Here is a 21010-nt window from a genome sequence, read left to right as displayed (position 1 = left end):
AGCGCTCATACGTCGGTCTGCGGGTGACGGGCGAACCACTCGCGGAGAGCCTCGACCAGAAGTGCTCCGACCTTGTCGTTCTCGCCCCCACGGGCGTCGGCTTCCGCGCCCAGATCGTCGAGCATCGATTCGACGGTGACGTTCTCCGACTCGGCGAGCAGCGGTACCTGCCCGCGAGCGTCGCTGAACATCAGGAACTCGAGATCGTCGGCGTCGAGAGCTCGTCCGTCGAGGGTGGAGAGCTCAGCCACCCACGAGTGCAGCAGATCGACGTAGCGCTTATAGCTCGAGGTATCCCACCACGAGAGGGAAAAGCTACCGGCCTCGGGAACGTGCTGCTGCAGCCAACCGTGGACGACGCTGTCCAGCACCGGAGTGGTTGGAACGCTCGAGGCCTTGGTGAGGAAGTAGAGGAACTTGGTGCCGAAAGCTGGCCCGAGAAACTTCAGGTAGGGGATTCCGTGGCGGCGCTTCGTGGCCACGTGATCGAACGCTGCCACGCCGCCCTTGGACTGCGCGATTCCAGCGATCTCGACGAGCTGTTCGATGGCCTCCCTGTCGGGGGCTGCTGAGTCGCGGGTCAGGATGCGCTCGGTGCGGTAGGGGCCATACCCGACGAGGCCGTATCCCCAGATCATGGAGGTGAGGAATGCCCTCACCACCGCAGTGTCATCGATGTGCCCACCGGAGGTGCCGAGGACCTCAGGTGCGCAGAGCGCGCTTACCGCACTCCGGTCGATCCGCGGGTCCTTCTTCGGCTTCGTACCCTCCGTCATGCGTTCGAGGTCGGTGATCAAAGCCTGGTAGTCCTGGCTCAGGAGACCTTCAAGAGGCCGGGCGAAGCGACGAGCCCACGACGTGGGCCTCCAGATCATGGCGTCTTGAACGACGTCCTGGGGCTGCTGTGCAGAGCTGACGAGTTCACGAAGGCGATTCGGAATGGCCATGCTTCAGGGTAGGTCGCGACTCGGTGACGAACTGCTTGCTGGCACCTTCCGAACTCTCCGCTGCAGAGCAGTGGCACGATGGACGTGAAGATCCGCAGATGACGAGGAGAGACATGGCGCAGTTCGCGGCCGACGGAGTTCCCACGATCGATGGCTGCCGCCCGGCAGTCCTGCGTCTCATGGCGGACGGCGAGCTCCGTGCACTCAAGGACATCATCTCCGGCGTCGCTGAGCTCATGGGGCTGGGCGATGATGTGACGGCGCAAAAGGTCAGCTCGGGGCAGGGCCGCCTCGAGAACAGGGTGGGCTGGGCGTGCTCGTCGATGAAGTACGCCGGTCTGCTCGAGCGCCCGCAGTACGGGCGGTACCGCATCACAGAGCAGGGACGGCAGGTGAACGCTCGCGGCGTGACCGAATACTCCGAGCAGGACCAGCAGGAATGGTCGACGTGGCGCGACTACGTGAAGGAGCTCGCCGAACGGAAGGCAAGGCAGGCTTCCGAGGCGACCGGGAACGACGATTCTCCGCAGACCGGAGGCGTCTCGCAGACGACAACGGAGTCCCTCGAGGACTCCGGGGACGACCCGCTCTCCGCTGTCGCGGACAAGGTGGATTCGATCAATGATGGCGTGGAGACGGAGCTTCGAGCCGCACTGCAGAGCTCATCCCCGAAGTTCTTCGAGGACGCCGTGCTGAAGCTCCTGTGGGCGATGGGATATGCCGGAGCCCAAGGCGAGAAGCAGCACCTCGGACGGTCGCACGACGGAGGCATCGACGGCGTGATCCGCCAGGACCCTCTCGGCCTCCAGAACGTCTACGTCCAGGCCAAGCGCTACGCCGACGACAACTCGATCGGCGCACCCGACATCAACTCCTTCTTCGGCGCGCTGCATCGACAGGGCGCCGACCGCGGCGTGTTCATCACGACGTCGCGCTTCACCAAGGCCGCGCGGGAAGCATCGGACCAGTTCCAGGGCCGGATCGTGCTGATCGACGGCATCCGCCTCACGGCGTTGATGCTCCGTTACGGCGTGGGCGTGCAAGAGCAGCAGAAGTTCGTCGTCTACAGCGTCGACCAAGACTTCTTCGAGGAGTGACTCGGCCTCGAAGAGCCCTGCCGCCCGACTCACGAGGAATGCGTTGGTCCGACCGAGTTGAGCGTGAGGGGCATGAGCGATGCGGTCGAGCAACTGAACGAAGTCTCGATCAGATGCTCCCAACGCCGTCTACTGTGAGCTCAGAAATCCACAGAAGGAGCCCTCAGCGATGCAAGACAAGCAACCCGGAATCTTCTGCCTCGAAGGCGAGTGGGAGAGCGACCTGACGCGTCGCCTCAGCGTGCGGCCGGTGCTCGAGCTACTCGAACAGCTGGGGGTGGCTCAGTGGATCCACCGGGACGTGGCCACCGTCTCCGAATTCCAGTACTACCTTGAGAAGTGGGTGTCCGACGAGTACGCGACCTTCCCTGTGCTCTGGCTCGCGATGCACGGTGATTCCGCCGCCATCAGCATGAGCGGCGACGAGGACGGATTTCTGACCATGGACGAGCTGGAGGACATGCTTACGGGAGCCTGCTCCGGCAAGGTCATCTACTTCGCGTCGTGCTCCACCCTCAAGGAGGACCCGAAGCGGCTGCAGCAGTTCGCCAAGAGGACTGGAGCGCGGGCCGTCATCGGTTACCGGAAGAACGTTCTCTGGTCCGACGCCGCAGCGTTCGAGATGCTGCTCTTGCAGGAGCTCGTCACCCGCGTGAAGTCCAACGGGATCTTCAAGCGGCTCCAGGAGGACCATCCGGTGCTCGCTAAGCGCCTCGGGCTCGTCGTCGCGACGAAGAACGAGGTGTACCGCACGGCGCTGCGCGCAACCAAGGCGTCAGAGTGAACGGGTTCTCCAGTGATGAGTGAAGATCCGTGGCCGGGAGCTCGACGGACTGCGCAGACTGTCTGACGATTCAACTAAACTCCTCCGAGATGTAGGCCGTGCCGAGAGATCGGTGTGCGGGCGTGATTCGTCAGAGGGGGATGGGTGGCCAGGTACCGACGTCGTGGGCATTGGCGGCGTGGCAGGAATGGGGCGATGCATTGGGTGTCGAGTCACGAAGTGGTCCGAGGGAGCAGGTCCGGCCTCGGGCACTTCGATCGGGCGCGCTTGCCGCAACGCATCGGGAGAGAGCGTCTCCGGGAGCCCTCGTGGCCGACACGCGTACGTGTGACGGTACCTGGGGTTCGTATTGCGGAGAATTGGGACCCTCCGCCTGAAGAGCCCAACGCTCAGTGCCCGCTCTGCTTCCAGCCTGTGTGGTTCTTTCGCAACAAGCGCGGAGGCTGCGCATATTTCGACGCGATTGGCAAGCCCTGGCCGTTGCACCCTTGTATGGAGCAACCTCGGAGCGCGAAGGACTATCGCGCCTCGATAGAAGCGCCATTTGCCTATGAGCGGGCGCTGCGCGCTCGACCTCGGGGGACAGTGGGGCAAGTGGCGAGCGGTGCCAATCGTGACTCTGCCGTCCGGCTGGCGGTGCCAGTTGATGGCAGGCCCTTCGCGCCATCCTCTCCGGCGAAGCAGCCATCCGCCGATGAGCCTCTCGACTGGTGGGTGGTCCTCGGCGGTCTGTGGGCGCTGCTTCTCTCGTTCCCCGTCAGCCGGTGGGTCGACGCGAAGTTCGAGTGGATACCTCCGCTCCTTTCACTGTGGGCGATCTCGGTGCCGACGCTCTGCATGGCGTTGGCCATCGGCTGGTACCTGCTGCGTGTTCCAAGCCCGAAGTTGGACGCCGGGGACGTCCTTTCATCGGTGATCATGGCGCCGATCCTGCTTCTCCTCGGCATCGTGGGGAACCTCTTGACGTGTGGGCTGGGAGTTCCCCTCGCTGCGCTGTGGGTCGCCTCTGAGGCGAATGATGCGCACCGACGATCGATGGTTCAGAGAGGGCGCAGGTGACGGCGTGGCCTTAGGTTCCGGACCGGTAACAGAAACTAGCGAGAAGTACAGCCAGTCGCTCTGACCAGTGCTCGAGTCGACAGGTGTCGTAGAGTCGCCAGAGGATGCGATGAGCAGGAGGGTATGCAGTGAGCGTGCATCAGATCGAGGTCACCTCCGGAGTGATCTCCCCAGGCTCCCTGGTCGTCGTCCGCGACGAGACCTGGCTCGTCACCTCCGTCGAGGACACACCGGACGGCCCCCTGTACTCCGTCCGCGGCGTGAGCGACTTCGTCAAGGACACCACCGCCTCCTTCTACTCCACGCTCGACAGGATCCGAGCGCTCGCCCCCGAGGACGCGACCGTCGTCGCGGACACCTCCCCGCGCTACCGCCGCACCCGTCTATGGATCGAGTCGACACTCCGCAAGACCCCGGTCCCGGTCGACCACGCCGAGCTCACCGTCTCCACTCAGATGCTCGCCGATGATCTCCCGTACCAGCGCGAGGCGGTCGAGATGGCACTGGACCCCGAGCGGATCCGCCCGCGCCTGCTCATCGCGGATGCGGTGGGCCTGGGCAAGACCCTTGAGATCGGCATGATCCTCTCGGAGCTGATCCGACGCGGCCGCGGCCGGCGCATCCTCATCGTCTGCCCCCGCCACGTGCTCGAGCAGATGCAGCACGAGCTGTGGACCCGCTTCGCGATCCCGTTCGTGCGCCTGGACTCCGAGGGCGTGCAGCAGGTGAAGCAGCAGCTGCCGGCCTCCCGGAACCCCTTCACCTTCTTCGAGAAGGTGATCATCTCGATGGACACCCTCAAGCAGGACCGCTTCGTCCACGACCTGCGCCATCACCGCTGGGACGCCGTCGTGATCGACGAGTCGCACAACGTCACGAACCAGTCCACGCAGAACAACCAGCTCGCCCACGTGCTCGCGCCGAACACGGACGCGCTGGTCCTCGCCTCGGCCACCCCGCACAACGGCTCCAACGACTCCTTCGCCCAGCTGATCAGCCTGCTGGAGCCGACGGCCGTGTCCCCGAAGCGGGAGATCGCCGACGGCGCGACGCAGCGCCTGATGATCCGCCGTCACCGCTACTCGGACTCGGTGAAGGACGAGGTGGGGGAGAACTGGGCCGAGCGCCGCCCGCCGGAGATGCTGCCGGTGAAGGCCTCCGAGGAGGAGCTCGCGGTCGCCCGGGAGATCGCGCAGACCTGGACCCACCCGCCCGTCGGCCACGGACCGATGTCCGGCAGGGGCTCGCAGCTGTTCCCGTGGACGCTCGCCAAGGCGTTCCTCTCCTCGCCGGTCGCGCTGAAGGCGACGCTCCGGAACCGCACCCGGGATCTGCTGGGGATGGTGGAGGTGGATCACCTCGCCGAGGTCCCGCCCAGCAGCGCCCACGCCGCAGAGGCCGACGCCCTTCTCCGCCTCACGGCGCTGAACGACGCCTGCATCCCGAACGATGGCTCACCCCGCTCGGGCAAGTACCGCCGCCTCGTCGAGCTGCTGAAGGACAAGGGCGTCTCCCGCACCTCCCCGGAGCGCGTGGTCGTCTTCGCCGAGCGCGTCGCGACCCTCTCCTGGATGCGCGAGCATCTGCTCAAGGACCTGAGGCTCAGGGACGACCAGATCGCGGTGCTCCACGGCGGCCTCACGGATGTGGAGCAGCAGCGCGTGGTGGAGTCCTTCAAGCAGAGCTCCTCGCCGATCCGCGTGCTGATCACCGGCGACATCGCCTCGGAGGGCGTGAACCTGCACGCACAGTGCCATGAGCTGATCCACTTCGACGTCCCCTGGTCCCTGATCCGGATCGAGCAGCGCAACGGCCGTATCGACCGCTACGGCCAGCGCACGCCCCCGCAGATCACCGCCCTGCTCCTGGACCTCTCCGAGGTCGAGGGCTTCGACGGCGACATCTACGTGCTGCGCCGCCTCCTGGACCGCGAGAGGGAAGCGCACGAGCAGCTCGGAGACGCCGCCTCGCTCATGCAGAAGTACGACGCGAAGGCGGAGGAGCGCGCACTCATCGACGTGCTCCGCAGCGCGAAGGACGTCGAGGAGGTGCTCCCCGAGGTCGAGCAGCTCCACCCGATGAACGCCTTCCTCCAGGGCCTGCTCGCCCAGGACTCCGCCCCGCAGCCGCGGCGCCCCGACGGCCACCGCGCCGCCCAGGAGACCTCCTTCGAGACCGGCCTGTTCGATTCCGACGCCGACTTCCTCGTCTCCGGCCTCACCGAACTGCATACCCAGCCGGGCCGCCCCGTCGCCCAGGGCGGCGTGGACCTCGTGCTCGATGAGCCGACGGGACTGATCCAGTTCACCCCCGGCGAGGACCTCGGCCGACGCCTCGACCATCTCCCGCAGAGCTACCTCGCAGACCGCCTTGTGAAGGAGACGCTGCGCCTGACCTCCCGGACCGACGTCGCCAGCAGCCGCCTGCGCGCGGCGCTCGACGACGACTCAGGCACCAACTGGCCCGACGTCCACTACCTCGGTCCGCTCCACCCGGTCCTGGACTGGATGAGCGACCGCGTTCTCGCCGGGGTCCCCAGCGGCGAGGTGTTCGTGATCCACGGCCAGGTGGACCGCCCCTGGATCATCTTCCAGGGCACCCTGACCACCGCCCGCGGCCAGATCGTCTCCTCCACCGTGCTCGGCATCGCCGACGACGACGGCACCCCGCGCGCCCTCCCGCACGTCGCCCCCTCCACCCTGTTCCAGGAGATCGGCCTGGGCCCCGACGCGATCGGCACCGCCGTCGCGGACCCCGACCAGTACCAGGCACTCCTGCGCGCCGCCGTGCCGGTCGCCCGGGAGTTTATGGAGCAGCAGGTCGCGCCGGACATCACCGCTGCCGCGAACGCGCGGGTCGAGCGCTGGCACTCCGAGCAGCTGCGCTGGGAGGCCGACGCCCAGGGCACTCGCGGCAGCTCCGCTCTGCTGCTCGCCACCCGCGACGCGCTCGAGGTGGAGAAGAAGCTCGTCCACGACATGCTTCCGGACCGCACCTTCGTGCGTCCGCTGCTCGTCGTCGTCCCCCGTCCCCAGGCCTGAGGAGTTTCCCTGTGGCGATCAGCGATGCCCTGTACGTGGTCGAGGACTGGATCAGCGAGCACTACTTCACCTCCGATGATGCGTCGAAGACCTTCACCGCCCGCACCAAGGCGCTGATGCGGGAGTGGCGCAGCACGGGGGAGGACGATCCGGACTGGCGCAGCCCGCGCGAGCGATTCACCTCTGCCCGCACCGGCCTGGTGAGCCGACTGCTCGAGCTGCAGGCCGACGCCGCCGCACTGCCGGAGACCGCCCGCCCCGACCAGCGGCGCGAGCTGCTGGGGGAGCGGTCTGTCGCGCTCGCCGACGAGCTCCGCACGATCCTCGGCTACACAGACGACACAGGCGACGAAGCGGCACCTGGTCGCTGGGACGTGACCACCACCGGCCCGCTGCGCCGCTTCGCAACCCGCGGCGTGGACGAGGCACCACTGGCGATGCTCGATGCGCTCGCCGCCGACGATGTGCAGGACGTCCTCGCCAAGCAGGCCGGTCATCTCCCGGCCGATGTCATCCTCGGCGAGGGCACCGAGGACGAGCAGCGCCTCACCTCCGTCCCGCAGGTGCTCTCCGCGCTCGCGATCAGCAAGGACGCCCCGGAGTTCCTGCTCGTCCTCGCCGGCCGCTTCGCCGTGCTCACCTCCTCCCAGCTGTGGCCGCAGGGTCGGTATCTCGTCGCCGATCTCCAGACCATCGCCGAGCGCAACGATCAAAGGCGCGGCGGCGAGGTGGAGCGGATGCTCGCCGCGCTCAGCGCGGACTCCCTCGCCCCGGATGCGAACTCGCAGATCTGGTGGACCGCCACCGTCCAGGAGTCGATCGACAATGCCGTGGGCGTCTCCGAGGACCTCCGCGATGGGGTGCGCGAGAGCATCGAGATCATCGCCAACGAGGTGATCCGCCGCCGCGAGGCCCAGGGCCTCGACCCCCTCCCGCAGGACCAGGCGCAGCCGCTGGCCCTGCAGTCCCTGCGCTACCTCTACCGGATCCTGTTCCTGCTGTATGCGGAGGCGAGCCCGGAGCTGGGCGTGCTGCCTGTCGGCGCCCCGGAGTACCAGGCCGGCTACTCGGTGGATCGCCTGCGCGACCTCACCCAGCGCGAGGTCCCGCTCGATGCCGCCCACGGCACCTACCTGTACAGCTCTCTGCAGATCCTCTTCGACCTCATCAACAAGGGCCACCACCCGACGGGCGCACAGGCCGACGGCATGGCCGAGCACGGCAGCGGCGCCCTGGTGTTCGAGAACCTCGACGCGGACCTCTTCCGCAAAAACCGCACCGCCCTGATCGACGAGGTGAAGCTCGGGAACCAGGCCCTGCAGGCCGTGCTCGAGAACCTCCTGCTCTCCCGCGTGAAGAAGGGGAAAAACCGCGGGTTCATCAGCTACGTCGCTCTCGGCATCAACCAGCTCGGCGCAGTCTACGAGTCCCTGATGAGCTACACCGGCTCCTTCGCAGACCAGGACCTCGTCGAGGTCGCCAAGGGCGGCGATCCGAAGGACGGCTCCTGGGTGGTGCCGGAGGACGTCGTCGACGAGTCCATGACCCAGCACCTCGTCATGGTTGAGGACGAGACCGGCCGGAAAGTGCCTCGCACCTACCGCCACGGCGAGTTCGTGTTCCGCCTCTCGGGCCGTGCCCGCCAGCAGTCCGCGAGCTACTACTCCCCGGAGGTCATCACGTCCTTCACCGTCTCCCAGGGCCTCGCCGAGCTGCTCGACCCCGTCATCACCGACGAGACCGATCTGCCGGAGGGCACCGTCGTGTTCGACGACGAGAACTTCGACCACGAGCCGATCCGCCGCAGGCGCACCACCGCCGCGGAGATCCTGGAGATGTCGATCTGCGAGCCGGCCCTCGGCTCCGGCGCGTTCGCAATCGAAGCGGTGCGTCAGCTCGCCGCCGAGTACCTCACCCGCCGCCAGGACGAGCTCGATCAGCGCATCGACCCCGAGCAGTACGCGGAGGAGCTGCAGCGGGTGAAGGCCTTCATCGCCCTGCACAACGTGTACGGGGTGGACCTGAACTCCACCGCGGTGGAGCTCGCCGAGGTTTCCTTGTGGCTGGACACCATGGCGCCGGGTCTGAAGGCGCCGTGGTTCGGTCTGCGCTTGCGCGCCGGCAACTCTCTTATCGGTGCCCGTCACGCCGTCTACTCTGCCGACACCCTCGCGCAGGCACGGCTGAAGGCCGTGGTGGAGACTGCGCCGGAAAACCTCCCGCTCTGCACGGTCCATGACGAACCGGGGACTGATGGCACCCGCGCCGGCGTCGACGGCACGATCTTCCACTTCCTCCTACCGGGGGAGGGGTGGCTCGCCGCGGCATCCGACGCAGAGATCAAGAAGCTCGCGCCGGACGTGGCGAAGGAGCTGCGTGATCACGCGAAGGGCTGGGCGGGCAAGCTCGCGAAGCCTCAGCTGGCGCAGCTGCAGAAGCTCTCGCAGAGGGTCGAGGAGCTGTGGGGCCTGGCGTTGCGCCGCATTCGCGCCGCGGAGGAGGCCTCCCGCCGCGCGATCCCCGTGTGGGGCGCGGAGACCGCCGAGGGCGGCGAGGTCACCCGGGAGCAGATCGAGGAGACGTTGGCGGATGCGAACTCCGCCTACCAGCGGCTGCGCCTGGTGATGAATGCCTGGTGCGCGCTGTGGTTCTGGCCCGTCCTCCCTGACGACGATGTGGCGCCGCCGACGTTCCACCAGTGGCTCGAGACGGTGCAAAAGATCCTCGGCACATCTCTCGAGGTCGTGAAGCACACGAAGAAGGTCGGTGGGCCTGGCGCGGGTCAGCTCGCCCTCGGCAGCGCCGACGTGTGGGACGAGCTCGACATGGTCGAGATGATGTTTGGTGCGGGTGGCGCCGCGAACATCGAGCAGCTCGTGAACAACACGAAGTGGCTCAAGCGCTGCGTGGAGATCGCGACCGAGCAGCGGTTCTTCCACTGGGAGCTCGACTTCGCCGCCGCCTTCGGCCGCGGCGGCTTCGACCTGCAGGTGGGGAACCCGCCGTGGGTCCGGCCGGACCTAGAGGTCGCCGCGCTACTGGGGGAATTTGATCCCTGGTGGGCGATAACGAGTAAGCCATCAAACGCTGAGAAAGCGATCAGGCGCGAGGGAGTGCTCTCACGCGAAGGGGCTCTTGAGGTTATTTCGTGCGAAACTTCAAACATTTCTGCAATCGCTGAATTTGTTGCAGCATCGTCGATGTACCCTGAGCTCCAGGGGACCAGGCCGGATCTCTACCGAGACTTCATGTCGCTGACTTGGAGGAACGCGTCCGACTCGGGAATTGCGGCGCTCGTGCATCCGGTGTCTCACTTTACCGACGCTAGAGGGTATTCAATGCGCTCCGCCTTGTATCCGAGGCTTCGTCGGCATTGGAGATTCCTGAATAAACTCCGCCTGTTCTCCGAAGTTTCAGATCAGATGCTCTATTCGGTGAACATTTACGGCGCGCGTCGAGTAGTAGATTTCATAAGTGCGGTAGCGCTTTATCATCCATCGGTCGTTGAAGGCTCCCTCGCTCACGATGGAACTGGTGTTGAGCCTGGACTTAAAGACAGTAGCGGGAAGTGGGATCTCTCTCCCCATCTCCGGAGAATTCAGAGAAATACTGTGCGCGAGCTTGGGCTCTGGCACGCTTTGATGGAGTCGGGGGATCCGAAGGTAAGCGTCGGGTCATCGAGGATGCTCGCTAGTGTTAACTCTTCATCCGCAGCCGTGCTCAATAAGCTCTCAAAGTCTAAGAAGCTGATTGATCTCGAGCCGAAATTTAGTCTTGGTTGGGATGAGGCTAAGGCTCGCACAAATGGTGACATAGAGCGAAGGTGGGGGCGGCCGACGGATTGGGGTGACCTGATCCTTCAGGGTGCAATGTTCTCCAATTCTACGCCAATATACGCCGAGCGTAATGAGTCGATGTCTAATCAGCAGGACTATTCGTTCGTTGGCATTGAATGGCTCGACCCTAATTTCCTGCCGGCTACGGAATACAAGCCGGTTCGTCTGGCGGCTTCCCCTCGAAAGTATGACGAGTCCTATGGGACTTGGGCGCTGGGTACGGGACGCAATGGCGGGACTGCGCGCGTCACCCCTGTGCGTGAACACTATCGACTGATGTGGCGAGCAATGGCTGCCGTCAATGGCGAGAGAACCTTGTTTCCCGCCCTCTTCCCTCCTGAGGCTTCCCAGGTCCTGACTGTATATTCGATCGGGCTCCCCGAGGGGGATTTGACGGATTTGGTCCTTGCTGCGGCATCAATGTCGAGCTTGCTGTCCGATATGGTCGTCCGCTCGTCGACGGCGTCTAATATTTCACTTTCTGTCGTATATCGACTTCCTGTTGTGGATCACCTGCATCCGCTGGCCTTGGCGGCGACGCTGAGGGTGATGCGGTTGAATTCATTGACAGGAGCTTATTCATCTCTGCGGGAATCGGTGTATGACAAGGGCTTTCGCCTCGATGCATGGACCGGCGGACTCGACCGTCTGAATCGCCCCGCCCTCAGCGACGTCGGCCCCGAGTGGTCGATGGCCTCGCCTCTGCGCATCGACGAGGACCGCCGCCAGGCACTGGTGGAGATCGACGCGATCATGGCGATCGTCACCGGCATCTCGATCGATGATCTGGTGACGATCTACCGCACCCAGTTCGGGGTCCTGAACGACTATGACCGCGGTGAGGGGAAGAAGGCGTACATCTTCGACGCGAACGGTCGCCAGATCCCCAGCTCCGTCCGCACCGCCTGGAACAAGGCCGGCCGGCCCGAGACGGGCCTGCCCCTCGAGGACCGCACCGCCGTACATCCCAGCGCTACCGGCACCGGCCGCACCATCGTCTACGAGCAGCCGTTCCGGATCCTCGACCGGGAGGCGGACATGCGCCAGGCCTACGCCGAGTTCACCCGGCGGATGGAGGAGAACGGATCATGACGGAGCTGCTGCCCACCCGGCAGGCCGCGGATCTGCGCCGCGCGGTCATCGACTACGTGACCACGGCGATCTCGCTGGCGGACCCGTCGGTTGCGAGCGCGCTGGACGCCTTCCTCACCGATGAGCGCTCCGGGATCTTCCTCGGCCCCTACCTGCGCACCCGCCTGCCCTTCGCCGGTGGCAGTGACGCCGCCTGGGCACGAGAGCTCGTTCCGAGCCTGCCGGACTGGTTCGAGCCCTATGCCCACCAGGCCGCCGCCTTCTCCCGCCTCACCACCAGCCCGCAGGCACCGGGGGAGCAGGACGAGGTCGGGTTCCGTCTCCCGCAGCCCACGATCGTCACCACCGGCACCGGCTCCGGCAAGACCGAGTCCTTCCTCTACCCCGTGCTCGCCCACGCCGCCCGCGCGAAGAAGGCCGGGATCGGCGGGATCAAAGCGCTGATCCTCTACCCGATAAACGCGCTCGCGAACGACCAGGCCGGCCGCCTCGCGAAGCTGCTCACCGGGAACCCCACCTATCAGGGCCTCACCGCCGCCCTCTACACCGGGGAGGCCTCCCACGAGCCCTCCACCGTCGTCACCGCGGACTCCCTCATCACCGACCGCGAGATGATCCGCGGCAGCGCCCCGGACGTGCTGCTGACGAACTACAAGATGCTCGACCAGCTGCTGCTGCGCCGCGCCGACCGGCCCCTCTGGGAGGCCTCCGCCGCCTCGCTGCGCTACCTGGTGCTCGACGAGTTCCACACCTACGACGGCGCGCAGGGCACCGACGTGGGCATGCTGCTGCGCCGCCTGCGACTTGTGCTCGACCAGATCGCGCCCGGCCGCGTGCACCTCACCCCCGTCGCCACCTCCGCCACCCTCGGCGACGGGGCCGACGCCGCGACCGCCATGCTCGACTTCGCCCGCACCGTCTTCGGCACCGACATCGGCGAAGACGCCGTGATCACCGAGACCCGCGTGGACCTCGAGCAGTTCGTGCGCCCCTCCCGAGAGATCACCGCCGACCGTGCCGGCGATGCGGAGGGGGACGGGGCCTCGCTCAGCCCCGCGCAGTTCCCTGCTGCGGGCTCGATGGCCACCGCGGTCGGCCCCCATCTCGAACCCGGCACCCCGCTGGATGCTGACGCCCTCACCGCGGACGTCCTCGACGTGCTCTGGACCGCCGACGGCGAGGAGCGTGCGAGCACCGTCGCCGCGCAGCGTGACCTCACCCCGCGCGATCTCCTCCTGGCCCACCCCCTCGTCGGCCAGATCCTCCGCGAGACCTCCCGCGCCACCGAGCTGCGCGAGCTCGCCGCCACCGTGCTGCCGTGGGTGACCCAGCCGCGTATCGCCGAGGACTTCACCACCGCCCTGCTCGCCGTGCTCTCCCACGAGCGCGCCCGCGAGGACGCGCCCCGAAACTCGTTCCCGAACCTCGAGGCGCACCTGTGGCTGCGCGAGATCACCCGCGTGGACCGCGCCGTGACCACCGCCCCCGCCTTCCGCTGGTCCGATGCGCTGGAGGAGGACGAGGACCTCGCCCTGCCCGCCATCTACTGCCGCCACTGCGGCCGCTCCGGCTGGGGCGCCACCACCCGCGCCGTCGGCGACGACCTCGACCTCCGCCCCGACACCATCCGCAAGGACGCCGCCGAGCGCACCGGCCGCTTCCGTGCCCTCCTCCTCGACGTCACCACCACCGACGAGGACCCCGAGGTCGCCACCGAGGAGACCTCCCGGCGCCGCTACCTCAACCTCTCCTCCGCCACCCTCGACCGGCATGGTCCCCTCGAAGGCGACCCCGACGCCGCCGTGCTCCGCGTGCTCGTCCACGCCGGACTCGACGCGGACAAGCACGCCAACGACCAGACTTGCCCCGCCTGCGGCGAGAAGGACGGCATCCGCTTCCTCGGGACACGGCTCGCGACGCTGCTCTCCGTCTCCCTCACCAGCCTGTTCGGCACGCCGGGCCTGGACCTGCAGGAGAAGAAGGCACTCGTCTTCACCGACTCCGTCCAGGACGCCGCCCACCGCGCCGGCTTCGTCGAGGCCCGCTCCTTTAGCCTCACCATGCGCTCGGTGATCCACGAGGCGCTCACCACCGAGCCCGCGCCGATCAGCACCATCGTCGAGCGGATGCTCGCGAAGGCCACCACCGACGAGCAGCGCTACCGGCTGCTGCACCCGACCATCACCGACTCCGACAAGCTCACCGCCTACTGGCACCAGGATGCGGACCCTCGTCGTGGCTTCCGCGCCCGGGACCGGGAACGCGCCACGGCTCGCGTCGTCAAGCGCCTCACCTTCGACGTCGGCCTCGAACTGGGCCTGACCGGCCAGGTGGGCCGCACCCTCCTGCTCACCGGCTCCGCCCTCGCCCAGGTGCGCGCCACCGACGACGAGCTCGACCAGGCCGCCGAACGCGCCCTCGGCGCGAGCACCCGCCAGCTCGACGGGGACGACACGGCCGTGCGCCGCCGCTGGGTGCGCGGCATCCTCGAACGCCTCCGCACCCACGGCGCGATCGCCCACGACTGGCTGAAGCCTTACCGCCGCGAAGGCGGGCCTGTCTACAAGCTCTGGGGCGGACGCCCCGAGCCCGAGCTCATGCCCGCCTTCCCCACGGGGCGCGCCCTGCCGCAGCTGCCCAGCATCGGCCGACAGGGGGCTAAGAGCGAGCTCGAGGACGCGACCGCCCGCTCCGGCTGGTACGCCGACTGGACCGCGAGGGCGCTCGCCCGCGACCGCGGCACCGCCTCGACTTTCCTGCGCCCCCTCCTCGACGCGCTCACCGAGCTCGGCCTGCTCGACGTCGTCGAGACCACCAGCGGCCTGCGCAGCTTCGCCCTCGTCCCGGACCGCATCGAGGCATGCCGCCCCACCGGCACCGCCGAAGACCCCACTCCGATGCTCGTCTGCGACGAATGTCGCGAGACCGTCACCGGCACCGACGCCGTCCTCACCCCGCTGCAGGACGGGCCGTGCCTGCGCCACCGCTGCCCCGGCACGCTCGGCCCCAGCAGCCTGAGTTCCACCTACTACCGCAGCCTCTACCAGGGCGACATGCGCCGCGTCGTCGCCCGCGAGCACACCTCCTTGCTGGACACCGAGGACCGCCTCGACTACGAGACGAGCTTCAAGAACAGCGCCCAGACGCCCGGCACCCCGAACGTCCTCGTCGCCACCCCCACCCTCGAGATGGGCATCGACATCGGCGACCTCTCCACCGTGCTGCTCGCCTCCGTCCCGAAGACCGTCGCCAGCTACCTCCAGCGCGTGGGCCGCGCCGGACGCCAGACCGGCAACGCCCTGGACGTCACCTTCGTCGCCGGCCGCGGCCGCGCCGCCGGGCTCTACTACGACCCCCTCGACCTCCTCAACGGCACCGTCCGCGCCCCCGGCGCCTACCTCTCCGCCCTAGAGATCCTGCGCCGCCAGCTGCTCGCCTCCGTCCTCGACACCCTCGCCGGGGACGACCGCGTGCCGCCGCCCGTGCGAACCACCCCGGTGCTCGCCTCCGCCGCGCCCGGCACCTTCCTCGGCCACGTCATCGAGGAGCTCCAGCGCAACGGCGAACGACACCTCGAAAGGTTCCTCGACCGCTTTACCACCGTCACCCACTCCTGGGACGGTCTCACCGAGAACGCTCGCACGGAACTGCGCATCTGGGCCCTGCCACAGGGCGACGGCCCCAGCGGTCTCGAGACCGCGCTGCGCAGCGCCGTCGAACAGTGGAACCGCAGCCGGGAGGAGCTGCGGCGCCGTCGGGCCAGGATCCAGGACAACATCGAGCAGCTCGAGAACCAGCCCGTCACTGACGAGCGCGCCGAGGCGATGGCCGCTCTCCGCGCCGAGGACCTCCTGATCTCCGCCGAGCAGGAGGAGATCGGCGCCGAGCCCGGCATGTCGGCCGACGAGCAGGACAAGGAGCGCCGCCGACTGCGCGGCAGAGCCGGACAGCTCAGCGCCGAGGTCTCCGCCCTCGATGCCGCCCACTGGATCGGCGTGCTCGAACGCTACGGACTGCTGCCCAACTTCACCCTCGTCGATGACGCGGTTCAGCTCGAGGCGACCGTCATCTGGAAGGACGAGGACGAGACCTGGAAGCACGAACCGGTCAGCTACTCCCGCTCCGGCGCCGCGGCCCTGACCGAGCTGGCTCCCGGCGCGCACTTCTACGCCCACGGCCGTGAGCTCGTCGTCGACGCGGTCGACATCGGGATCGACGGCGCCGCGCTGCGCCCCACCGCGTTCTGCCCCCGCTGCGGCCTCGCGCACCAGTTCGAGCAGGACCAGCCGCCCCAGGCCTGCCCCAGCTGCCAGAGCGCCGAGATCGCCGACGCCGGACAGCACCGCGACGTCATCGACCTCACCCGCGTCTACTCCACCATGAGTCGCAGCCGCACCCGCATCGGCGACGCCAAGGACGATCGAGAGAAGGTGCAGTTCGAGCAGGCGCTGTCGGTCTCCTACCACGATGCCCGCACCGTCCACCGCTGGAACGTCGTCGGCACCGGATTCGGGATGCGCCTGGATCGGGGCACCACCCTCACCCGGCTGAACCTGGGCAGGCCCCAGTCCGGCACCGAGACGATCCGCATCTCCGGTGAGGAGCGCACGGCCCCCGGATTCCTGCTGTGCTCCCGCTGCGGGCACCACGACTCCGACACCGGAGGGAACAAACCGCAGGACCACCAGGCCTGGTGCGATCTGCGCTACGCCCGCGACGGCGACAACCGCCCCGCCCTGCTCTCCCGCACCCTGCAGACCGAGACCGTGCTGATCACCCTCCCGCCGGAGATCCTCGACGCCGCTGCCGGTGACCTGCTCGTCAACCTCGTCGCCGCTCTTCAGCTCGGCATCGAGACCCGCTTCGGCGGCAGCATCGGCAACCTCGAGGTGGACGTCATCGCTCACCCGAACCAGGCCGGGCACCAGGCCGTACTGCTCTCCGACACCATCGTCGGCGGCACCGGATACCTCTTCGAGCTCGCCTCCGCACCGTCGGCGTGGGACGTGCTGATCGCCGGGCTGCGCACCCTCGAGGCCTGCCCCTGCCAGGATGAGGGCCTCGCCGCCTGCCACCGCTGCCTGCTGCCGTACGTCCGCCCCATCGCCTACGAGAACATGCGCCGCACCACTGCGATCGAGGCGCTGCATATCCTGCTCGGAGGCGAGGACGCACAGCCCGGTGCGATGCAGTGGGCCGTCGAAGAGCGCGACGTCGAGCTGACCGCCGTCACCGAATCCTCCCTCGAACGACGCTTCCGCAACGCCTTCATCCAGGCCATGCGCGGCATCGACGGCGCCGACGTCACCACCCGCGGCACCGACATCAGCGTGCGGCACGGCGGGCAGACCTTCACCCTTGCCTCACAGGTTGACATCGCCGGAGCCCGTCCCGACTTCGTCCTCACCTGGCCGGGCAGCGACGTCCAAGGCATCGCGATCTTCACCGACGGACGCACCTTCCACGCCACCGCAGCGAGGAACCGTGTGGCAGACGACGCGGTCAAGCGGATGCGGGTGCGCCGTGCCGGGTACATGGTCCTCTCGATCACCGATGCCGACCTCGACGAGGACGCCGCCCGCGAGGTCGCCCCGGAGGGCGCCCGCTCCACCGGCGACCTGCCGCCCTTCGTCGACGAGGGCATGGTCCGGCAGTGGGCCGACGGCGGTATCCAGTACCGCGAGCTCGAACCGATGCTGCGAGCGACCCCGCTCGAGATCTTGGTTCGGGTTGTCCGACGGGCGAAGACCGACCGCCTGCGGCGCCTCGGCGAGGAGCTGCCGTACCTGCTCGTCCCGACGACGGACCGCTCCGCGCTCACCACCCCCGGTGAGGACTCCGCCGAGCGCCTCGGCGCGAACCTCCTCGACGGGAGGAAGCCCGACTCGTTCACCGATCCGATGCGCCTTGCCGTGGTGCGCGGCCGCGACGAGCTCGCGGTCGTCGGACTGCTCGGTCCGCCGCGTCGGAGCCTCACCCTCGTCCTCGACGACCGCGAGGAGGCGCTGCGCCGCGAGAGCTCTGCCGAGTTGTGGCGGGCTTGGCTGCACCTGGCGAACCTCGCCCAGGGGGAGCCGCACGGCAGCTCCCTGCGTCTGACCACCAAGAGTCTCGTCGAGGCGGGTATCGACGTGAGCTCGGACGAGGCGCGCGCTCCGCGCGTCCCGTCGGCCGAGGCGCCGGCGGCGCCCGCGTCCGCGGAGCGGTCGGCGGCCGATCGCGCCCAGGACTCGCGGCCGACGAACGCGAAGGCCGTGCCGGACCCGACCGCGCTCCCTGCCGACTACGCCCTCGTCCCCGAGCGCGGGACCGGGGCGGAGGAGCCGCTGTCCCCGGCCTGGCAGGAGGCGCTGGACGAGGCGTACGACGAGACCGAGAAGCAGCTCATCGGCGTCCTCGCCCGCTACGACATCGAACCGCCCGTCATCGGCGACGAGTACGGCGCCGGCACCCCGCTGGAGATCGCTTGGCCGGAGCGGAAGGTCGGCGTCACCACCTCGGAGCTCGAGGCCCGTGAACGTGCCGCCCTCGAGAAGGATGGGTGGGAGATTGTCGGACCGGACCCCGAGACTGTCCTGGCGGCACTGGAGCTGAGCGACGGAGGAGATTCATGAGCGACGGCATTATCGCCATCTCGGATACCTTCCTGCCGACCCTGCAGCAGGTGCCTCGTGAGGTGGCAGGACAGGTCACCTCCACCCTCGAGATGCTGCGGACCACGCCCGAGTCACCGGGCCTGCACGTCGAGCCGCTCCAGAACGTGAAGGACGACCGGATCCGGTCCGTCCGCGTGAACCGCAAGTACCGGGTGCTGGTGTTCCGCCTGAACTCGTCGGGGCAGAACGTCTGGCTGGTCGAGGGCGTCTACAACCACGACGCCGCCTACGCCAAGGCGCCCACCCTCTACCTGCGCATGAATCCGATCTCGGGCACCACCGAGATCCGCTCCGACGACGACGCCGTGCAGACCGGAGGCGGCTACAGCGAGGAGGAGGTCCGCTCCCGCGCCGCCGCGCTCGCCGCACAGCTCGAGGCCGAGCGACTGGCCGAGCAGCAGGCCGCGGAGGCCGCGCGCGAGGCGGACGTCGAGGCAAGCTCGCCGGGAGACGGCGAGGCCGGGGCCCGGAGCGCGGAGCGGGCGGCGGAGGACCGGACCGAGCCCGTGTCGTCGCCGGCACGCTCCGCCGCGCAGAACGAACTCGCCCTCGACGTCGAGGAGAGCCGTCGGACGGAGCCCGCCGTGCCGACGGGCCCGGTGCTCTCGGTGACCGCGCAGCAGCTCATCGACGACCTCGGCCTCGACCCATCCCTCGCTGAGCAGGCGGCGGACGCCGACGACACCGCTCTCTACGAGCTCGCCGAGTCGACCACCGGATGGCAGGGGACTGCCCTGCTCGATCTCGCCACCGGGACCAGTCTCGAGGACGTGCGCGCCGCGTACTTCACCGGCGTCACCGGCGGCAGCGCGGTGGGCATCCCCTCGGGCACCGAGGACGTCCTCCAGTCGCTGAGTGCCGAGAAATCCCAGGCCAACTACCGCCTCATCGAGGACGACACGGCGCTCGCCGAGGTGCTCTCCTCCGGCAGCTTCGAGAAGTGGCGGATCTTCCTCCACCCCGAGCAGAAGACCTACGTCGAGGTGAACACCCGCGGGCCCTACCGCGTCACCGGCGGCGCAGGGACGGGCAAGACCGTGGTCCTGGTCCATCGCGCTGTGCGCCTGGCACGCAAGGCTGCGGAGAACGGCGACAGCGCCCGAATCGTCCTCACCACCTACACGCGCACCCTCGCCGACGCGCTCGCGCAGCAGGTCCGTGCCCTCGCTCCGAGCATCCCGCGCCCGGATGCGCTCGGAGCGCCGGGCATCCATGTCACCGGCGTGGACCGCATCGCCCACGGCGCCGTGACCTCTGCCCAGGACCTCACGCCGATGGCCGACGTGCTCGGCTGGACCACGCGGACCCCGAAGTTCTCCCGTCACGCCCGCGAATGGGATGCGGCGATCCAGGCCGCAGACGCAACTGGCGCGCTCCGGGACCGCTCACAGCCGCATGTCACCGCCGCCTTCCTCATCGACGAGTACAGAGAGGTCGTGCTGCCCCATCGGATCCTGACGGAGGCGGACTACCTGCGGGTCTCCCGCACGGGCCGCGGGACCCGGCTCGGCCGTGCCCAGCGACGCGAGGTGTGGTCGGTAATCGCCGCTTACCGCGAAGGCGGACAGCGCGACTCCGCTCTGGACTGGGACGAGACCTCCGCGGTCGCCGCCGCGATCCTCGACGCCCGCGCCGCGGCGACGGGGGAGCGGGTCGCCGACCACGTGCTGGTGGACGAGGGCCAGGACCTGCGCCCCACGCAATGGCAAATGCTCCGGGCTCTGGTCGCCGAGGGCGAGGACGACATGTTCATCGCCGAGGACTCCCACCAGCGCATCTACTCCAACCCCGTGAAGCTCGGCCGGTACGGCATCGCGATCCGTGGCCGGTCGCGGCGGCTCAAGCTCAACTACCGCACCACCGCGCAGAACCTCGACTTCGCCGTCTCGATCCTGCGCGGCGGCGACTTCGACATCGCCGCCATGGAGGACGACGACCTGCCGAGCAGCGAGGTCGCGCATGGGCCCGAGCGCGGCACGTTCCGCTCGATCCGCACAGGGCCGGAAGTGACGTTCTTGCCGGCGGTAGACCTCGCGGACGAGATCGAGAAGGTCGCCGACCTGATCCGGCAGTGGACCGAGGCGATCGCCGACGAGGGAGGGGACCCCTCGACCATCGGGGTGCTCACCCGGTTCAACAAGACCCGCGACACCCTGGTGCGCGCCCTCGACGACCGCGGCCTGCGCGTCGTCTCCGTCGACCGCAACACGAGCTACCGCGGAGGGGCGCCGCTGGTGATGACCTTCCACCGGGCCAAGGGCATGGAGTTCACGCACGTGGTTCTGTTCGGGGTGGATGACTCCTCGAGCGTCGACGTGGCGCGAGGTGCGTACGACGAGCAGACGCGGGAGGCGGCGGAGCTGCAGGAGCGGTCGCTGCTGTACGTGGGGGCGACGCGAGCGAGGGATCAGTTGGCTGTGGCGTGGGCTGGGGAGGGGAGCCAGCTACTTGGTCTGTCTCCCCGTGATACATCGCTGAGCTGACGAGAGAGGGTGCCC

The 21010-nt window shown here is 68.3% G+C and carries 8 protein-coding genes; 7 read left to right on the top strand and 1 reads right to left on the bottom strand.

Going from position 1 to position 21010, the window contains the following annotated elements; genetic code table 11:
• Window positions 1-5: 5 nt before the first annotated feature.
• Window positions 6-947, bottom strand: coding sequence for a hypothetical protein (locus RBL05_RS07920; RefSeq protein ID WP_308739972.1), 942 nt, complete (start codon window positions 945-947; stop codon window positions 6-8).
• A gap of 23 nt (window positions 948-970) precedes the next feature.
• Here RBL05_RS07920 and RBL05_RS07915 point away from each other — a divergent pair, with 23 nt between their 5' ends.
• The 7 genes from RBL05_RS07915 (at window position 971) to RBL05_RS07885 (ending at window position 20995) form a co-directional block, all read left to right on the top strand.
• On the top strand, window positions 971-2044 hold the full coding sequence (locus RBL05_RS07915) for a restriction endonuclease (RefSeq protein ID WP_308739973.1): 1074 nt from the start codon (window positions 971-973) through the stop codon (window positions 2042-2044).
• Between the two features lie 169 nt (window positions 2045-2213).
• Window positions 2214-2828, top strand: a complete 615-nt coding sequence (locus RBL05_RS07910) for a DUF6642 family protein (protein WP_308739974.1) — start codon at window positions 2214-2216, stop codon at window positions 2826-2828.
• 594 nt (window positions 2829-3422) lie between these two features.
• Window positions 3423-3887 carry a hypothetical protein gene (locus tag RBL05_RS07905; protein ID WP_308739975.1) on the top strand — a complete coding sequence of 155 codons (465 nt, stop codon included), beginning with the start codon at window positions 3423-3425 and terminating at the stop codon, window positions 3885-3887.
• 128 nt (window positions 3888-4015) lie between these two features.
• Window positions 4016-6928, top strand: coding sequence for a DEAD/DEAH box helicase (locus RBL05_RS07900; protein ID WP_308739976.1), 2913 nt, complete (start codon window positions 4016-4018; stop codon window positions 6926-6928).
• 11 nt (window positions 6929-6939) lie between these two features.
• Entirely contained in the window at window positions 6940-11856 is a 4917-nt protein-coding gene (locus RBL05_RS07895) for an Eco57I restriction-modification methylase domain-containing protein (protein ID WP_318604265.1), read from the top strand.
• Window positions 11853-18470, top strand: a complete 6618-nt coding sequence (locus tag RBL05_RS07890; protein WP_308739978.1) for a DEAD/DEAH box helicase — start codon at window positions 11853-11855, stop codon at window positions 18468-18470. Before RBL05_RS07895 ends, RBL05_RS07890 begins: the two co-directional genes overlap by 4 nt.
• Window positions 18467-20995, top strand: coding sequence for a UvrD-helicase domain-containing protein (locus RBL05_RS07885; protein ID WP_308739979.1), 2529 nt, complete (start codon window positions 18467-18469; stop codon window positions 20993-20995). Before RBL05_RS07890 ends, RBL05_RS07885 begins: the two co-directional genes overlap by 4 nt.
• The last annotated feature ends 15 nt before the right edge of the window (window positions 20996-21010 follow it).

The organism is Brachybacterium sp. GU-2 (genome assembly GCF_030866705.2).
In the GTDB taxonomy this organism is placed as follows: domain Bacteria; phylum Actinomycetota; class Actinomycetes; order Actinomycetales; family Dermabacteraceae; genus Brachybacterium; species Brachybacterium conglomeratum.
This window is presented reverse-complemented; position numbering and strand designations above follow the sequence as displayed.